This is a genomic window from Sphingobacterium lactis, assembly GCF_011046555.1.
Taxonomy (GTDB): domain Bacteria; phylum Bacteroidota; class Bacteroidia; order Sphingobacteriales; family Sphingobacteriaceae; genus Sphingobacterium; species Sphingobacterium lactis.
Window position 1 is genome coordinate 2,958,346 of record NZ_CP049246.1, and the last position, 17,528, is coordinate 2,975,873.

At 43.6% G+C, this 17,528-nt stretch carries 20 protein-coding genes; 14 read left to right on the forward strand and 6 right to left on the reverse strand.

Annotation, left to right across the window (positions count from 1 at the left end; genetic code table 11):
* The first annotated feature begins 1 nt into the window (after position 1).
* From G6N79_RS12945 to G6N79_RS12995, 11 genes are all read left to right on the forward strand, one after another.
* Positions 2-454: an SRPBCC family protein gene (locus tag G6N79_RS12945; protein WP_103905337.1), complete on the forward strand. Its 453-nt coding sequence runs from the start codon at positions 2-4 to the stop codon at positions 452-454.
* Positions 454-876, forward strand: coding sequence for a DUF1801 domain-containing protein (locus G6N79_RS12950; RefSeq protein ID WP_103905336.1), 423 nt, complete (start codon positions 454-456; stop codon positions 874-876). Before G6N79_RS12945 ends, G6N79_RS12950 begins: the two co-directional genes overlap by 1 nt.
* A gap of 11 nt (positions 877-887) precedes the next feature.
* On the forward strand, positions 888-1,304 hold the full coding sequence (locus G6N79_RS12955) for a DUF6157 family protein (RefSeq protein WP_103905335.1): 417 nt from the start codon (positions 888-890) through the stop codon (positions 1,302-1,304).
* 1,268 nt (positions 1,305-2,572) lie between these two features.
* Positions 2,573-3,067 (forward strand): SRPBCC family protein, encoded by a 495-nt coding sequence (locus G6N79_RS12960; RefSeq protein ID WP_103905333.1) that lies wholly within the window; start codon positions 2,573-2,575, stop codon positions 3,065-3,067.
* A gap of 87 nt (positions 3,068-3,154) precedes the next feature.
* Positions 3,155-3,598: a VOC family protein gene (locus G6N79_RS12965; RefSeq protein ID WP_103905332.1), complete on the forward strand. Its 444-nt coding sequence runs from the start codon at positions 3,155-3,157 to the stop codon at positions 3,596-3,598.
* Positions 3,599-3,697: 99 nt separating this feature from the next.
* Positions 3,698-4,093 carry a hypothetical protein gene (locus tag G6N79_RS12970; RefSeq protein WP_103905331.1) on the forward strand — a complete coding sequence of 132 codons (396 nt, stop codon included), beginning with the start codon at positions 3,698-3,700 and terminating at the stop codon, positions 4,091-4,093.
* A 173-nt stretch (positions 4,094-4,266) separates the two neighbouring features.
* Complete coding sequence (locus G6N79_RS12975) at positions 4,267-5,094, forward strand: VOC family protein (RefSeq protein ID WP_160003638.1); 828 nt, start codon at positions 4,267-4,269, stop codon at positions 5,092-5,094.
* 7 nt (positions 5,095-5,101) lie between these two features.
* Positions 5,102-5,638 (forward strand): DUF1697 domain-containing protein, encoded by a 537-nt coding sequence (locus G6N79_RS12980; RefSeq protein WP_160003636.1) that lies wholly within the window; start codon positions 5,102-5,104, stop codon positions 5,636-5,638.
* A 21-nt stretch (positions 5,639-5,659) separates the two neighbouring features.
* On the forward strand, positions 5,660-6,181 hold the full coding sequence (locus G6N79_RS12985; protein ID WP_103905328.1) for an SRPBCC family protein: 522 nt from the start codon (positions 5,660-5,662) through the stop codon (positions 6,179-6,181).
* Between the two features lie 2 nt (positions 6,182-6,183).
* On the forward strand, positions 6,184-6,558 hold the full coding sequence (locus tag G6N79_RS12990) for a nuclear transport factor 2 family protein (RefSeq protein WP_103905327.1): 375 nt from the start codon (positions 6,184-6,186) through the stop codon (positions 6,556-6,558).
* Between the two features lie 48 nt (positions 6,559-6,606).
* The gene (locus tag G6N79_RS12995; RefSeq protein WP_103905326.1) at positions 6,607-7,158 is read left to right on the forward strand and encodes a hypothetical protein; all 552 of its coding nucleotides are present in this window, start codon (positions 6,607-6,609) and stop codon (positions 7,156-7,158) included.
* Here G6N79_RS12995 and G6N79_RS13000 read toward each other — a convergent pair.
* The 6 genes from G6N79_RS13000 to G6N79_RS13025 all read right to left on the reverse strand — a co-directional run bounded on the left by G6N79_RS13000 (position 7,155) and on the right by G6N79_RS13025 (position 14,875).
* The gene (locus G6N79_RS13000) at positions 7,155-8,288 is read right to left on the reverse strand and encodes a serine hydrolase domain-containing protein (RefSeq protein ID WP_103905325.1); all 1,134 of its coding nucleotides are present in this window, start codon (positions 8,286-8,288) and stop codon (positions 7,155-7,157) included. The genes G6N79_RS12995 and G6N79_RS13000 overlap by 4 nt on opposite strands.
* Before the next feature lie 93 nt (positions 8,289-8,381).
* Positions 8,382-8,762 carry a YkvA family protein gene (locus G6N79_RS13005; RefSeq protein ID WP_160003634.1) on the reverse strand — a complete coding sequence of 127 codons (381 nt, stop codon included), beginning with the start codon at positions 8,760-8,762 and terminating at the stop codon, positions 8,382-8,384.
* Positions 8,763-9,621: 859 nt separating this feature from the next.
* Entirely contained in the window at positions 9,622-11,736 is a 2,115-nt protein-coding gene (locus G6N79_RS13010) for a catalase (protein ID WP_103905323.1), read from the reverse strand.
* 28 nt (positions 11,737-11,764) lie between these two features.
* The gene (locus G6N79_RS13015; RefSeq protein WP_103905322.1) at positions 11,765-12,970 is read right to left on the reverse strand and encodes an NAD(P)/FAD-dependent oxidoreductase; all 1,206 of its coding nucleotides are present in this window, start codon (positions 12,968-12,970) and stop codon (positions 11,765-11,767) included.
* Between the two features lie 99 nt (positions 12,971-13,069).
* On the reverse strand, positions 13,070-14,350 hold the full coding sequence (locus G6N79_RS13020; RefSeq protein WP_103905321.1) for a dicarboxylate/amino acid:cation symporter: 1,281 nt from the start codon (positions 14,348-14,350) through the stop codon (positions 13,070-13,072).
* A 93-nt stretch (positions 14,351-14,443) separates the two neighbouring features.
* Positions 14,444-14,875 (reverse strand): SRPBCC family protein, encoded by a 432-nt coding sequence (locus G6N79_RS13025; RefSeq protein WP_103905320.1) that lies wholly within the window; start codon positions 14,873-14,875, stop codon positions 14,444-14,446.
* Between the two features lie 297 nt (positions 14,876-15,172).
* On the opposite strand from G6N79_RS13025, the gene mqnC reads away from it, so the two are divergent.
* From mqnC to G6N79_RS13040, 3 genes are all read left to right on the forward strand, one after another.
* Entirely contained in the window at positions 15,173-16,297 is a 1,125-nt protein-coding gene (gene mqnC, locus G6N79_RS13030; RefSeq protein ID WP_103905319.1) for a cyclic dehypoxanthinyl futalosine synthase, read from the forward strand.
* 3 nt (positions 16,298-16,300) lie between these two features.
* A complete protein-coding gene (gene scpB / locus G6N79_RS13035) occupies positions 16,301-16,861 on the forward strand; it encodes an SMC-Scp complex subunit ScpB (protein ID WP_103905318.1) in 561 nt (186 codons plus the stop codon).
* Positions 16,862-17,199: 338 nt separating this feature from the next.
* Complete coding sequence (locus tag G6N79_RS13040; RefSeq protein WP_164527216.1) at positions 17,200-17,373, forward strand: hypothetical protein; 174 nt, start codon at positions 17,200-17,202, stop codon at positions 17,371-17,373.
* The last annotated feature ends 155 nt before the right edge of the window (positions 17,374-17,528 follow it).

Below are 17,528 nucleotides of genomic sequence, written 5' to 3' on the forward strand. Positions count from 1 at the left end.
CATGAAAACAATCTATTTTACAGAAAACATTCAGGCCAGTCCGGCGAAAGTTCATGAGGTCATGCTCGATCAAGAACATTATCAGGAATGGACAAAACCGTTCAGTCCTACCTCCAACTTCAGTGGTTCATGGGAAGAAGGGTCCAAAATCTTCTTCACCTCCCAGTATGAAGATGGCGCATTGGGCGGATTGGTTTCCCGTATTGAAACCAATATTCCCGGGGATATCGTTATCATCCGGCACATGGGGATTGTCAGCAAGGAAGGAGAGCTCTATGACGGCCCGATGGTCGATGCTTGGCGCAATGCCTTGGAGGTCTACCGTTTCAAAGCTGTGGATGACGGTACGCAGATTACCTGTTCGGTCGAAATCGGCGACGAGGAAGAAGCTGGTATGTTCGATGAATCCTGGCCCGCTGCGCTACGAAAATTAAAGGAAATCTGTGAAAACTGATGGGTAAGGTAAAAACGACATTCACCAAGGAGGATGTAGCCGCATTTATTGAAAATGCAGGAACGGAAAAGAAAAGGAATGACTCGCTGGTCCTATTGCAGTTAATGGAAGCTGCTACCGGCGAAAAGGCAGAGATGTTCGGCCCTACCATCGTTGGCTTCGGGAAATACCATTACAAGTATCCAACCGGACACGAAGGAGTCGCTCCATTGGTAGGATTCTCTCCGCGAAAAGCCGCCTTCTCTCTCTATGTATTTACAGGAGCGGATGAACACAGGCACCTGTTGGAAGGCTTGGGAAAATATAAAATGGGAAAAGCCTGTATCTATGTCAATAAATTATCCGATATTAACCTTGATGTTCTACAGAACCTCATGAAGGAATCAATCGCCTTTATATCCGACAAATACATTCGATTATAGATTTAAACATTATGAAACAGCACAGCACAAATTATTTTAACACGCTAATCACCATTGCCGAGGACAGTAAGACCCTTAAAGCTGAAATTCCCCCGGTGAAGCTTGATAAACTAACGGTTGCCAATCGACAATTTGACCTCTTAAATGCCAACCCCGGCCAGGTAAAATCCGATGATTTGCTGTTTCAACTCTACGCTGATAAAAACGAGATCCCCGAAGGCGATCGCGAACAGGCTCGGGAAGCATTCTTCTCCAAGGGCCAGCCCTGTCTCCGTACTTCCCCCCTCGCCAAGTCCTATGGCTGGGGAATATTATATGACGAAGCAGGCAATATCCGCCTGATCGATGCAGCATCCGAGGAATATGAAAACCTGCTGCAGGACAACCGGATAAAGAAAGTACCAGCCATGCGGAGTACGAAAAAATAGATTTTTGATTGCCTGCGCAACTTGCGGATCCTTCAGCCACATTGTGGCAGCAAATGTTTCGAATAGTTGTCATAGCGCACCTGCCAACCCCGGAGGGGTGTCATTATTTTAGCTCATGTACAGGGGTACGAAATAACCCCAGAGGGGTGTAACTATACGTTTATGCCTTAGGCACAAGAGATCAACCCGCAAGCCAACCGCACAACTCTTGCGCCAGCGGTTTTTGCTTTAGTGGGGGGCGGTTTTTTGGGAGGAAATGGGCGCGCTTTGCGCGCCCATTTCCTCCCAAAAAACCGCCCTAAGCATCTCTTTTCGTATGCTGGCGCAAGTCTTTTGTGATGGCCTGCGCGGTGGCGGACTTGTGCCAAAAACATGCCGAAGGCACAAAAGATACGACATGCAATTTCTTTAAACACATGGCGGCAGCAAATGTGACGAATGCTTGTCTTAGCACACATGCCAACCCCGGAGGGGTGTCACTATTTTAGCTCATGTTCAGGGATACGAGATAACCCCGGAGGGGTGTAACTATTTTAGCATTACGGCTACACACCGTTAAGCCCCAACGCCCACATTTTTGGTTTGCTAAAGCAAACCAAAAATGTGGGTGTTGGGGCAATTTAATCTTGGGTGGCGTGCTAAAATAGTTCAACCCCTCTGGGGTTGCATGTTGGAAAAAAGTCTAAACATGCCATAGGCACAAGAGATCCACCCACAAGCCAACCGCACAACTCTTGCGCCAGCATGTCCCACCTGCACCGCCTGCATTCCACCAATCCCAAGGCACAAGAGATCCCCCCACATGCCAACCGCACAACTCTTGCGCCAGCATGTCCCACCTGCACCGCCTGCATTCCACCAATCCCAAGGCACAAGAGATCCACCCACAAGCCAACCGCACAACTCTTGCGCCAGCATGTCCCACCTGCACCGCCTGCATGCCACCAATCCCTAGGCACAAGAGATCCACCCACAAGCCAACCGCACAACTCTTGCGCCAGCATGTCCCACCTGCACCGCCTGCATGCCACCAATCCCTAGGCACAAGAGATCCACCCAAAAGCCAACCGAACAACTCTTGCGCCAGCATGTCCCCCTTGCACCACCGACCTCCCTTAACCCCACAACAAATATTTTCAATCTTTTCTTTTCTTGTCCTATGGCAAGTAGATTTTTCCGGCACCTTCCTAACTTTGGTATAAGCAATTGGAAATCCCTAGCGATCAGCTATTTCAATCGCTTGCATTATACACTTAAATAAAAATATCATGGAAAGCACAGAAAAATTCAGACACGAAATAAACGGCAAAGAGGTTCGCATTGAGCGGCAATTTGATACAGATGTTGCTACAGCATGGCGGGCATTTACGGATGCAAAAATTTTAGATCAATGGTGGGCACCAAAGCCATGGAAGTGTGTCACCAAATCCCAGGAATTCAAGGAAAACGGCCGTTGGACCTATGCGATGCAGGGTCCCGAAGGCGAAGAGCATTGGTCCTTTATGGATTACAAGACCATTGTGCCCCAGGAATTCTATATCGGCGAAGATGGGTTCAGTGACAAGGACGGAAATGTCCAGGAAGGTCTCCCTAGATCGACGTGGAAAGTGGATTTCCGAAGCCAGGACAAAGGCACCTTAGTAACATCGACGTGTACCTTCGAAAAAGAGGAAGACCTGCAGCAATTGCTGGACATGGGATTTCTTCAGGGCTATGAAATGGGCCTACAGAATTTGGAGGACCTATTGCCACAACTGCGTTAGCCGCCAATTTAAAGTAGCTGACACAGGGTTGTCACAACCCTTTACGAAAATTGTATAAATAATTTAAACCACTAAAAATAAAAGATTATGGCTAGAGTACATGCGTATTTAAACTTCAATGGCGATTGCAGACAAGCATTCGAATTTTATGAGACAGTTTTTAAAACTGAAAATTTAGGCACTCACACCTATGGAGATATGCCCGCAGATCCAAATTTCCCCCTAGCGGAGGATGCTAAGGATAAGGTAATGCACACAGCGATCCACATCAATCCGGAGACCATGTTGATGGGTGCTGATGTCCTTCCAGGATTCGGACAACCTTTATCCCAAGGAAATGGTACCTACATCATGCTGGATACGAAGGATATTGCTGAAGCTGAAGAATTATTCCAAGCGCTTTCAAAAGATGCAAAGGTTATCGAAATGCAGTTGGAAGAAACGTTCTTCGCAGAACGATTCGCTTCATTACAGGATAAATTTGGTGTTTATTGGATGATCCATTTCGAAGGTAACAAAAAAATGAGCTAATCATTTTCGTATCGATTCATCTCGATCAGTTTTTATGAGCAGCAGCGGTTCCTTTTCCACTGCTGTTCTTGCTGTTTTACAATTTAATCGAATAAGTGCATGAAGAACCTGATTTTTGAAGCCGGCCGGAATATAGCTATCAAAATCCCGGTGGACGTGTATGAAGATACGCTATCCTTTTACCGAGATATCCTCCTGATGGACACGGAGGAAGTCGCGGTTACGGACGCATGGATCCAACGATCTACTAAAGTTAATTTTGGTACCATTGTCCTCTGGTTGGACGGTGTTCCTTCCGCTGAACCGAGCACGGTGTACTTGGAAATTCAGACAAATCAGCTGGAGCTGGCATTGCCCTATCTGAGGACCAATAAAGTCCGTATTCCAGCGGTCCCGGAGCGTTTACCGACCGATGCCCACTGGATCCAGGATCCCGCGGGTACGGTTTTGTTGCTGCGGTCCATCTCGGTTGAACCCACTCATGGTGCTCCATAACTTAAGAACTGTTAAACCTTCAACTCCTTGCGAACAAAACGCCGGTTGGTGCTGTTGTTAAAACAGTCTAACGTATTAATGGCATAATCCAAGGACTAAATAAAAAGATTATGTCAATCATTGAAGACATTTTGCTATTGACACATTTTAAGCATTCGATAAACGCTAAACTTATGGAAAATAAGATCATTCCCGCGCTATGGTTCGACAACAATGCAAAAGAAGCATTGGATTTTTACTGTGATATTTTACCGGATAGCTCCATTACCAAAGATAATGGGGTTGCCGTTGAGGCATCCCTAATAGGTGTCAATTTCATTGGCATAAACGGTGGCAATGCGTTCAAACCAAATCCGTCCATTTCGTTTATGATCGTCTTCGAGAATAGGGATGCATTAGACCTGACCTGGAACGGTTTCTTAGAGGAAGGGAAAGTCCTGATGCCCCTGCAGGAATATCCTTTTTCCGCACATTACGGTTGGATAGCCGATAAATTTGGGGTGAGTTGGCAATTGTATCTGGGAAAACTAAGCGATGTCAATGAACAAGCTATCATTCCAACGTTGATGTTCGCCCATACGCAACAGGGGAATTGCGAACGGGCGTTGGCATTTTACGCCGATCTGTTTAAGAATTTCCATGCACAAGGCGCGGTTCACTATCCGGACGGCCCGATGAAGGGACAGGTTATGCATGCACAGTTCCAAGCCAATAACACCACCATGGCCGCAATGGACTCAGGGGTAGATATGGATTTTACCTTTACAGAAGGGGTTTCATTGACCATATTATGTAAGGACCAAGCAGAAATAGATTATTATTGGGACAAAATCATCCGTACCGGATCAGAGAGCCAGTGCGGTTGGTGTAAGGACGAATTCGGTGTTAGCTGGCAAGTGGTACCCAATAATATAGCTAAGTTGCTTCAGCATAATAAAAATGCGGAAAAGGCCCTGATGGGAATGAAAAAAATAGTTATTTCCGAATTGGAAAATGCCTAATGACCTCATGGAAACCTATCTTATTTTTTTACGCGGGGTGAATGTTTCGGGAAAGAACATCATCAAAATGGCTGATCTGAAAGAGAAGTTGAGTGAATCCTATTCGGAGGTCCGCACGTATATCCAGAGTGGCAACATCGTGCTGGAGACCGATGAAACGAGACCCGCCCTTCAGTCAGCTGTTCACAGGTTGATTAAGAATGCATTCGGTCATGACGTCGATGTCTTTGTATTTCAGCCCAGATCGCTGGAAGTAGTGCTTAATGGAAACCCTTTTTCTTCGGATCTCCCTGGCAATAAAACTTTTGTGACCTTTTTGGATGGAGATCCAAGAGCAGACCAAATCAAGGCATTCAAGGAAATTGATCTTGCACCGGAGGAATATGTACTGGATGGCCGTACTTTATATTTTCATTTGCCCGAAGGCATGGCGAATGCCAAGTTGACCACCAATTTCATTGAAAAAAACTGCAGGTCCGAGCGACCGGGAGAAACCTCAATACCTTACAAAAAATGTTATCTTTGGTCAAGAAATAATACATAAACAAACCAAACCAATCATTTTATGAGAACCCTAAAATACCTTCTATTTACCATTCTGGGCATCATTGTGCTCGTATTAATTGCGGCTGCAGTATTACCGAACGATTTTGAAGCTGGCAGTAAAATCGTAATCAATAAACCCAAAAAGGAAGTTTTTGACTATGTCAAACTCCTGAGGAACCAAGGCAATTACGACAACTGGTCCCGCCAGGATCCGCAGATCCAACGTGAGTACACCGGTACAGATGGTCAACCTGGCTTTACCTACACCTGGAAGAGCGACAAGGTTGGCGATGGCAAGCAAGTCATTACCGAGGTAGACTCCAGTGCAGGAAGAATTGATATGTATATTTTCTTCAATGGTTCCGAGGATGCGAGTCCCTCATTCATGGAGGTACTGCCCCTTTCAGATAGCAGCAGCCAAGTCATTTGGAAAGTGGAAGGAAAAATGCCCTACCCATTCAATCTGATGTCTTTATTCTATGATATGAACGCTGATTTTGATGCTGGATTGGCCCATTTGAAAGATATACTAGAAAAATAACCATGAAACTCGTCATACCCTCCGACTGTGACAATGCCCCTAAGCGTAGAATAATCCGGGATTTGAACATCGCTTTTGCAAAAGGAGATGTGGATGCGCTTAAAGCAAACTTCCATAACGACATCACCTGGGAAATGATTGGTGATCGGGTACTAACAGGAATTCAAGAAGTTACAGATTTCCTCATCTCCATAAAGGAAAACAAAGCCACTGCGCTGGAATTAAAACAAATCCTGACCCATGGAAAACATGCGGCAGCCAGTGGAATCCTGACCTTCACCAAGGGCAAAGTATATTTCCATGACTTTTACGAATTCAGTTCTGCAGGATCGAGCCTCATCAGAAAGATAAGCAGCATGGCTAGGGATGTGAAATAACAGCATATACGTGGATCTTTTAACCCTTCTTCAACAAATCAGCAAACGATGAAAAGAAAACTCCTTCCCCTATTGGCCTTCCTCGCATTATGTGCAATTCAGTGCCAAAACCCGAAACAGGTAAAGCAAGCTACTACGGATACGCTAGATTCCCCTGTGGAGGGATCCGCAGAAAGTACATTGACGCAAGACGCCGGTTGCCGGTGGCTAAAACAACAGGTTGCCGAATATTTCAGCGCCGGTGGCAGTATGGAAAAGATGGCTGCAATGACAACTCCGGAATACTTCCAATACAAAATGGACGCCACCAATGTCGATCTGGATACGGATGGAAGCTTGAGCAAAGCGGACTTTGAAAAAAAGTGGAAAGACACCTACAATACCACCCATGCCGGCATAGGTTCGGGATTCCTCATTTCCGGTCAGGATTGGGGAAATATTATTGTATCGACCTGTGACATGGTGAAAGCTGATAGCAAACAGTTAACAGTAAAAGCACTCCTTTCGGACTGTGAATTTCAGACAGATTATCACCGGGAGATTACGCTGATCAAAAATGGAGATGGATTTCGCATTCAGGACATTAAGGAATTTGACTAATGAATCCGATGGGCATAGACATTGCTCAACCATGTAAATAGGTCATTTGTTCCAATACCCTGTATATCAACCTCCAATATTTGGAGTACATCCTGAAAGAATGGAGCTATCTGAAGGTCGTCCCGATTGGAAAATGCTGAAATGGTCAATTTCTTGTTCGGGAAGTTCAACACCACATTATGGAAACCTGTACTTTCACCGGAATGGAACAGGACCTGATCGCCGTGTTGGTCCTTTCCAAAAAAGAATCCGAAACCATACCGTATTCCGGGCTTGACTTCCATAAATAAATTGGGGTATTCCGTCACCAAACCTTCAGCTAATTGCAGGGCATAAATCAAGGATGTCGAACCGCGGGCATAATCATATGCTGAGGTATAGACTCCCCCATCGCCCTTGGTTGCGCTGGTAATACTTTGATCGGCAAAAGTAAATTTCCCATTTTCTAAATGATAGCCATACGCCCGATTTCGGACCTGTGCCCCGGGAACCATAATTTGACTGTGTTTCATGTCCAACTCCCGAAATACCTCATCCCGCATAAAGTCAGCATAGGACTTACCAGAAACCTGTTCCACCAGCAACGCCAATAGGCAATAGCCCGTATTGCTATAGCGAAATTGGCGGCCCGCAGGGAAATAGACAGAATCGATGCGGCTGATCAATTCCAGCACGGATCGGTCACTTAACTGTTCCTTTTGGTTTTCGGGAATATAGTTTTCATAATCCACCAGTCCTGAACTGTGGTTCAAAAGGTGCTGTACCTCTACACTTGCCGTTTCTTCGGGCAGCGTTGGAAGGTATTTTCTGATTTTATCGGTTAATTTCAATTGTCCATTAGCCTCCAATAGGAAGACGGCCAAGGCTGTGAACTGCTTACTGACAGACGCCAACCTAAAATTGGTGAGGCTATCGATCTGCTCTCCCGTTTCCAGGTTAGCTATTCCCCTGCCCTTTGCATATCCAGTACCCATTCCATATTTACTGATCTGAAGTATAATTCCGGGAGCTTGGGAATCCGGATAATATTGGTCAACTACCTCATCCAACTTGGATAAATCAGATTCCTGCGCATACAGATGTAGCATGGAAAACAAGACAAAACAGATCAAGATTAGTAATTTTTTCATGGCGATGGGCTTGCTCGGACTAAAATTAGGGAATAAAAAGGAAATTGAAAAAGGCTGAAGTTTCCTTCAGCCTTAAAAATCGTTTAGGAGAATTTATTCCCCCATCAGATGCTGCGTTCCCATACGCTTGAATTTCCTGTAACGATCGATTTCATCGGCCAGTTTCGAAATGGCGAAACCAACAATCGAAGCATCGTCCAACCAGCCCAACACTGGAATAACATCCGGAATGGCATCCAATGGCGACACCACATACAGGATAGTACCGACGATTACGGACATGTTCCATTTATTCATCTTATACCGTCCCGCAAAAGTATCCTTGATCATCGCTATCAACAGCTTGAATTCATTCGTTTTTCCTTCCAAATGGCCTGCTTTTGTTTCTGCTAGTGTGATATCCTCGTTCGTTAATTTTCTATTCTTAAATGTATTAAACAGTAGCAATGCTCTGGTTACATAGTTTTTTTTCATTTTTTCGTTTATCATGTGCTCCTTTAAGACGTTACAAATACTAAACGGTTTAATTTCAAATTCAGTACCAAACATTAATTTCCTACCGAAGATTAAGATAACATTAAATAAATATGAAATATTAAACAATATTGAAGATACTACAGCGTTATAATAGAACTAAAGAGGTTATTTTAATTCCTTGCAATAAAAGGCAGGAAGAAAAAGTTAAGATAACTTTTTAAAAAAGGGATTGACATCGAAAACGTCAATCCCTTTCTTTTTGTATCCAGTTACGCCTATCTAAAGCTGGAAACATTAAAGTCCGTAAATAATTGAAAAAAATAATTATTTTTTTTCCGACTGAATATCAACTACTTACCATTTTATATTAATATAATATTAAAATAAAATTAAGGGTTCCACAATATTGGTCTTTAGGAGGCGTTATATAGGTAAGAAAAAGGTTATTTATGATTTTCAACTATGACGAGAGTTATAAAAGAAATTGAAGAGATAACTTTTTAAAGTTAGAGGTTGACTGAACAAGTCAACCTCTTTCATTTTTTAGATATTCTGGAGATCTTATTTCAGTTTTACCTCTTTCACTTCATCCAGTTGAACACTAAATTGTGCATTAGATCATTTCTTATTTTTTACCACTGAATATCAACACCTTACATATTCACTTAATATAATTTTAAAATAAAATTAACACTTCCACAATATTGGTCCTGTGAGGTCGTTATATAAGTAAGAAAAAGGTTATTTATGATTTTCAAATATGACGAGAGTCATGACAGAAATTGAAGAGATAACTTTTTAAAGTTAGAGGTTGACTGAATAAGTCAACCTCTTTCCTTTTATATAGGTATTTGGATTAGGACGGTACCTTACGGTCCATCTCTCTTTCCCAAATACGGTGCTGTTTCATCTGTTCAATAAAGTCGGCCGTCAAATCGCCAGCAGATTCGAAAATGACACCTGCATCTTTTTCGATAAAAGATTTTGCTGCCAATTCTTCTGCACCTTTGGCAAATGCCAATGCTTTACAATGTCTGAAACCTTCATTGATAAATTGCACGTAATCGGGATTTTTGGCCAATTTGGCTACGGAATCCCCTTCCGGCGTATAGAATGCATCGAAAGCAACGGAAGCGTCTGTCAGGTAGGTATGTTGAATTTCAGCTTCTCCCCCTTCTTTAAAGGTTAACTTGCCCACCTTACTGGAAATCAGCACAGGCATGGCTCCTTCTTTCTCCAAAGCTTTCTTCATCTTATCCACAGAGGCTTTGCTCACGCCGTTATCGACCAAAAATGCTACCTTACGGCTAACGATTGTCCCTTCTCCAGGTTTCACCTTCATACTTAACGCTTCAGAGCGCTCAACTTCCGGTTTTTTCGGTTGGATCGGATAGTTTGGATGATTCTGACGGGCAAATTGCAGGGTTAAAGGATCCAACGATTTCGCTGGCGTCAAGCCCAAATTATCTCCCACCGAAGAGGCCAAATGTTTATCCACTTGATTTAATATGGCGAGTTCTCTTTTCCGGATATCTTCATTTTTCACTTTTGAAAGCTCGAAGCTAAAGGCATTGATCACATGATCCTGTTCTTCGGGGCTTAAGGAATTGAAATATAAACGGGCTTGGGTAAAATGATCGGCAAAGGAATCCGAACGTTCGCGAACCTTATTTCCCTGTACTTCCTGCTTGCCGGTTTCATACCCGACCTCTCCTTTCAACATGGCATGGTATGGGCAGCCACCGCCCTGACTGTTCGGAAAATAACTGGTATTGCCTTTCAGGATATCCATTCGTGCAAAACCATCTTTTTGATTGTTATGCTTGCCGTTGATCGGTCTATTGATAGGTAACTCATGAAAGTTAGGGCCTCCTAAGCGGTAATTCTGGGTGTCCATGTACGAGAATATACGTCCCTGTAACAACGGATCATCGGAGAAATCAATTCCAGGCACCAAGCGTCCCGGATCGAAAGCGGCCTGTTCCGTTTCAGCGAAGAAATTCTCTGGATTTCGATTCAGGGTCATGGTCCCGATAATCTGTACCGGTACCAATTCCTCGGGGATGATCTTGGTCGGGTCAAGGATATCGAAGGAGAATTTCATTTCATCCTCTTCAGGGATCAATTGTACGCCCAGGTCCCATTGTGGAAAATCGCCATTTTCGATGGCATCCCATAGGTCCCGGCGGTGGAAATCCGCATCAAAACCGGAAATTTTCTGCGCCTCGTTCCATGCCACGGCATGTTTCCCCAACCTCGGTTTCCAGTGGAATTTCACGAAGGTTGTTTTTCCTGCTTCATTGATAAATTTAAAGGTATGAACACCAAATCCTTCCATCATCCGTAAACTACGCGGAATGGCTCGGTCGGACATCACCCAGATGGACATATGGGCAGCCTCGGGCATCAGGGAGATAAAATCCCAGAATGTATCGTGCGCAGATGCAGCCTGGGGCATTTCATTGTTGGGTTCAGGTTTTACGGCATGGACAACATCGGGAAAGTTCATTGCATCCTGGATAAAGAATACGGGAATGTTATTTCCTACCAGGTCATAATTTCCTTCCTGGGTATAGAACTTCACGGAAAATCCGCGGACATCGCGTGCTAAATCCGTCGATCCCTTAAATCCGGCAACAGTGGAGAAACGAACAAAAACCGGAGTCACCGTTCCCTTCTTCAAGAAATTTGCGCTCGTAATGGAACTTATATCTGCGGTGGCCTCGAAAGTACCATGTGCCCCCGAACCACGTGCATGCACCACTCGCTCCGGAATCCGCTCACGGTCAAAGTGCATCAGCTTATCAAAGAAAATATGGTCCTGCTGCAACGAAGGACCGCGGTTTCCCGCTTTTAAGGTATTGTTGTTGTCAAAAACAGGAACGCCATCATTTGTGGTCATCACCCGATCCTTGTTATCAACAACGTGGTCGTCAATCTGCTTTACTTCTGAATTTTTCTTTTTTTTCATGACAGTAAAATTTATAGTTATGTATAATTTATCTTCTGAATGCAAAATAAGGGTCCAAGGGATGCTTATTTCCCTTTAACCAAGCGGAGACCATCTCCATTCCCGTAACGGAGAATGTAATCCCGTTCCCACCGAAGCCAAGTACGAAATAGGAACGTTTAAAATCCGGATGTGGCCCGATATAGGGCAAGCCATCCTTTGTTTCGCCAAATGTACCCGCCCAACGGAAGTCGGTGATAAATTCCTTGTTGCCAAAAACCTTCTCATAGGACTTCAGCAATTTTTCGGATTTCTTTTCGATGAGTTCATCTCTTTTCTGGGGATCACGGAATTCCTCATCCTCCCCACCGATCAGAAAGCGACAATCATCCGTTGTCCGCATATAGAGGTACGGTTCAGCTGTATTCCAGATGAGGTAATCATTATATTCTTGATAAAGGTTCTGATTGATTTCGGAAACAATGGCAAAAGTGCTCAACAGATCGACAAAATGCTCAGGTATTAGGTTTACACTTTCGTAACCTACGCAATAGATAATATGCTTGGCCTTGATCTTGAACCCACTATCCAGCGTGACCAAATTAAAGCCTCGCTTCTCCTCCACTTTGGTCATTTCGGTCTTATCGAAAATCCGAAGCCCTTTTTTTTCATTATAATGCAGGATTTCATGGGCAAGGCAGAATGCATCGACACTAGCCCCTTGTTTGGAAAGAATACCACCGTGGGCATCCTGAATTTTGAATTTCTTTTGGATAGTAGACGGTTCCAACCATTCGACTGTAAATCCCGCTTCCTTACGGGCATCGTATTCCTTCTCCAACCAAGCGACATCCTTTTTGCGGGATGCATAATACAGGGAATCCTTGGTGCGGAAACCTGCATTGGATTTGATATCCTTGGCAATCTCGCCCAAGTCATCAATTGCTTTTGAACAGGCTTGGTAACTGAGGTCGGCACCATGGGTACCGATCATCTCACGCAATTCATACAATGGGGTATCGATCTCATATTGCAGCATGGAAGTCGTTGCACTGGAGCTTCCATTGACAACTTCACGCTTATCGATTACAATCGTATCGTATCCATCTTTAATACATTGATGTGCAATCAAACTTCCAGTAATTCCGGCTCCTATAATCAGGACCTCGCAGGACGTATCCTCCCGAAGGGAAGGATAACTGCCGAGCAAACCATTTTTAATCAACCAAAAAGGTTCATTAGATTTTAAATCCATTTAATTTGAAAATTAATTATTAGCGCTACTTCATGAGAGAGAAGTAGAATCACGTTAACAACTAAATTAAATGGATTTTTGTTTCAAAAATATTGAAATTTATGTGAGAGAATTTGGTTTATCGGAGCTTTCCAATGTTTGCTTCAGTTGCACTTCATCCAATCCCTTTTCATATTTAGCGACGACCAGTGTTGCTGCCGCATTCCCGACTATATTGGTCAGTGCACGGGCTTCGCTCATAAAACGGTCAATTCCCAGGATCAACCCTACGGCTTCAACCGGCACATGCCCCACAACGGGTAATGTAGCAGCTAAGGTTACGAAGCCACTGCCGGTTACCCCGGCGGCTCCTTTGGAGGTCAGCAAGAGGACCAGCAACAGCACGATTTCCTGTTCCAGGCTCAGGTGCATGTTGAGGGCTTGCGAGATAAACACGGCCGCCATGGTCAGGTATATACAGGTTCCATCCAGGTTAAAGGAGTAACCTGTTGGAATGACAAGTCCGACGATGGGTTTCGAACAACCGGCATCTTCCAACTTCTGCATCAATCCCGGCAATGCAGATTCTGATGAGGAAGTACCCAATACGATCAACAATTCCTCTTTGATGTATTTGAGCAGCTTAAAAATACTGACCTTAACATAGAAATGAAGGACAGCACCAATAACAACCACAATGAAGATTATACAGGTCAGGTAAAAACTGACCATCAGCATGCCCAGTGAGGATAGCGCTTCGAGACCATATTTTCCTATCGTGAACCCCATTGCTCCCATCGCTCCGATCGGTGCCAAGTACATGATCATCTTGATAACCGCAAAAATAGCCTTCAGAAAGGATTGGAGGACATTGATAACAGGTTCGGCATGTCTGTGGCCGATCTTGGTCAAACCAATCCCAAATAGTACCGCAAAAACCAAAACCTGCAGCAGGTTATCGGAAGCCACGGCGGCAATTACGTTATCGGGAATAATACTGAGGATAAAGTCCATTAGACTTTTGTGCTCTTCAGACTGTTTGACGTATTGACTAACCGCATTGGGATCCAAGGATGCAGGATCGACATTCATTCCCGTTCCGGGCTGGATCAAATTGACAAAAATCAACCCAATGATCAGGGCAATAGTCGTCATGATCTCGAAATAGATGATGGAAGTCAAGCCGATTTTACCGACTTTCTTCACATCCTGCATTCCGGCAATACCGATGACAATGGAGCTGAAGATCAGTGGTGCAATGACCATCTTGATCAATTTGATAAACCCATCGCCCAAAGGCTTTAATTTAACTGCAAAATCGGGAAAGAAGACACCACAAAGAATTCCGACGACGATTCCGAGGATGACCTGCACGTAGAGGCTAGAAAATATTTTTCTCATGTATAATTTAAATTGGCAACTCGTTATAGGAAAATGAGCTGCTCAAATTTAACTTAAAATTATACACTATTCAAAATGAGAAAACAAAAAATTTTAAAGTTTATTGACGAATTTATTCAAACCTTCACCTAAGATCCGTTCCCATCCCGATTCAAACTTAGCTTGGCTGTATTCTTCACCAGCATCCTTAAAGTGTTCCAGCCCTTCATGAACCAGACGCAAAGTGGTAGCCCCCATCCGCGGTATAAATTGCCAAGAGATCACTGATATGCCTTTAGTCTGTTTGGGATGCCGCCAGGAAAATTTGAACAATTGGTTGGGAATGACTTCCAAAACCTCACAGTGGTGCAGATGATTCGGAGATTTGTCGGATTTTGAAAATTCAAATTCATCTCCTACGTTGGTAGAGAAATCAGGGATTTCAAAGAACCATTCCTTCAGCTTCTGTTTATCGGTCATAGCTTGCCAGAGGGCAGGCGTAGAAATGGGATAAGTACGTTCAATCAGTATCGTGTCATGGCTCATAGATAACCTCCTTTGTCAATTAAAAATAAGATTTTTTATGTTCTGTTACATTATGTTTTGGTTAACAAAAAGTAAACTTAAACCTCATTTACAGGTAAACAAACAAGCTGACTGTTAAGTTTTTATAAATCAGAAAATAAACACTTAATTTTCCGGGATGGTCTAGGTGAAGTTCCTTCGTCTAAATAGTCCTTTCGGAAATGTAAATTTTGCTGATGAAATGGTTTGCAAATTAGGGGTACCAAAGGCTGTTTATTACTTTCTATTTACTAAAAAGCTATGTATCTTTGTTATTAGATGAATGTAAACAAATTATTAGAGCGCGCCCTGAACTTTGAGTTTTTGAGCAAAGAAGAAGGCATATTCTTATATAAGGAAGCTGCGACTGCCGATTTGGCTTTTGTGGCAAATGAGCTCCGTAAAATACAGGTGCCCCATGGGAAAGTGACCTGGCAGATCGACCGAAATGTCAACACGACCAATGTATGCATCGCCAACTGTAAATTCTGTAATTTCTTCAGACGCCCAGGCCACGAAGAAAGCTACATCACCGATATCGAAACTTACAAACAGAAAATCGAAGAGACCTTCCGCTACGGCGGTGACCAACTCTTATTGCAAGGCGGTCATCACCCAGACCTGGGACTTTCCTTCTATACCAATCTATTCAAGCAATTGAAGGACCTATATCCTACGCTGAAGCTGCATTCCTTAGGCCCGCCAGAGATCGCGCATGTGGCCAAGTTGGAAGGAATGAGCCATCTCGAGGTACTAACGGCCATGAAGGAAGCCGGTTTGGACTCCCTTCCGGGAGCGGGAGCTGAAATTCTGAACGACCGGGTTCGCCGATTGATATCCAAGGGCAAATGTGGCGGACAGGAATGGCTGGATGTTATGCGTGCTGCACATAAGATCAATTTGCCGACATCCGCAACCATGATGTTCGGCCATATCGAAACATTGGAAGAGCGTTTTGAGCACTTGGTTTGGATCCGTGAAGTACAACACGAAAAACCTGCCGATGCACATGGTTTTATCGCCTTTATTCCTTGGCCTTTCCAGGATGATGGTACCCTATTGAAACGTCTGCGTGGAATCACGAACGATGTTACCGCGGATGAATACATCCGTATGATTGCCCTTAGCCGGATCATGCTGCCGAATATCAAAAATATCCAGGCTTCCTGGTTAACCGTAGGCAAGCAAACCGCACAGATCTGTTTGCATGCAGGTGCCAATGACTTTGGATCCATCATGATTGAAGAGAATGTTGTATCTGCAGCAGGAGCGCCACATCGCTTCACCTCCAAATCCATACAGGATGCCATTACCGAAGCTGGCTTTGAACCGCAGTTAAGGACGCAGACCTACAAATTCCGTGAGCTCCCTGAGCAGATGGAAGAACAGGTCATAAATTACTAGACATTGAAGGATATCATTTTAAATATCGAAGCGATCATTTTTGCCTCTGCCGAAGGTATTTCTCAGAAGGACCTACGCGAGGTATTGCAGGACGCTTTAGCCATTGAGATCAGCAAAGTGGAGCTTGCGGAATTCGTGGGCAAATTAAAAGCCAAATACGAATCTGCCGATTACCCAATGGCCTTGGTGAGTATAAACGACAATCTACAGTTCCTGACCAAGCCTGAATACCACGATGCCATCAACCAACTACAGATACATAAGGAGAAGAAAAAACTGAGCCAGGCAGCGTTGGAAACCTTGGCAATCATTGCATACAGGCAGCCCATTACAAAGTTGGAGGTAGAGCAGATCCGTGGTGTAAACTGTGACTATTCCATCCAGCGATTGTTGGAGAAAGGATTGATTCAGATTGCTGGTAAGTCAGAATCCATCGGTAAACCCCTACTCTATGCCACCAGTGCGGAATTCATGAACCATTTCGGTCTCTCCAGCACGAAGGATCTCCCGCAATTGAAGGATATTGTTGCTGAAGAAAATTCCATTGGCGAAATCGTGGAATAAACCAGCATAAGCTAATCATGAAAACATAAGCAAGGCACCTTTCAGGTGTCTTTTTTATTTTCCGCGCGTACGTTCGGATATAGGAAAAATCAATACTTGCAAAAACATTTACGGTAAGGTTATAATTGTTCAGCATGCCGCTGAAATTAGCCATCTTGATTCCTGAATTTTAAACATTTTTAGCTGTCTGTTACAAAGCGAAACTAACGCTAAAAAATAGGTATATAAGGGCTATGGGACGCGATAACCAGATTGTTTTATTTTTTTCAAAAAAAATTTAGCAATTGGATTTTCTTATCTAATTTTACATAACAAACGACAATATCATAATTAACAACATGGCTACAATGCAAGAATTTGAAACAGAGGTAATGGTTGATGAGCGCGTACTCAACTTCAACGGTCCTGATGACGATGATGATATCTTTGAAGACGATGATGAATTCGGATTAGATGATATCGACTCTATTGGAGGATTTGATGATTTTGATGACGATGATGATGATTTTTAATCTACATAGCCGATAAAAAACAAACAGGCCTGAAATAAATTCAGGCCTGTTTGTTTTTTAGTAGATAGTAGTTAGTATGAAGTATTAAGACCTATGGGGGCGGGAAAGGTAATTTTTTTGGGGGGGGTGTTCATGTGGAGATTTGGAGATGTGGT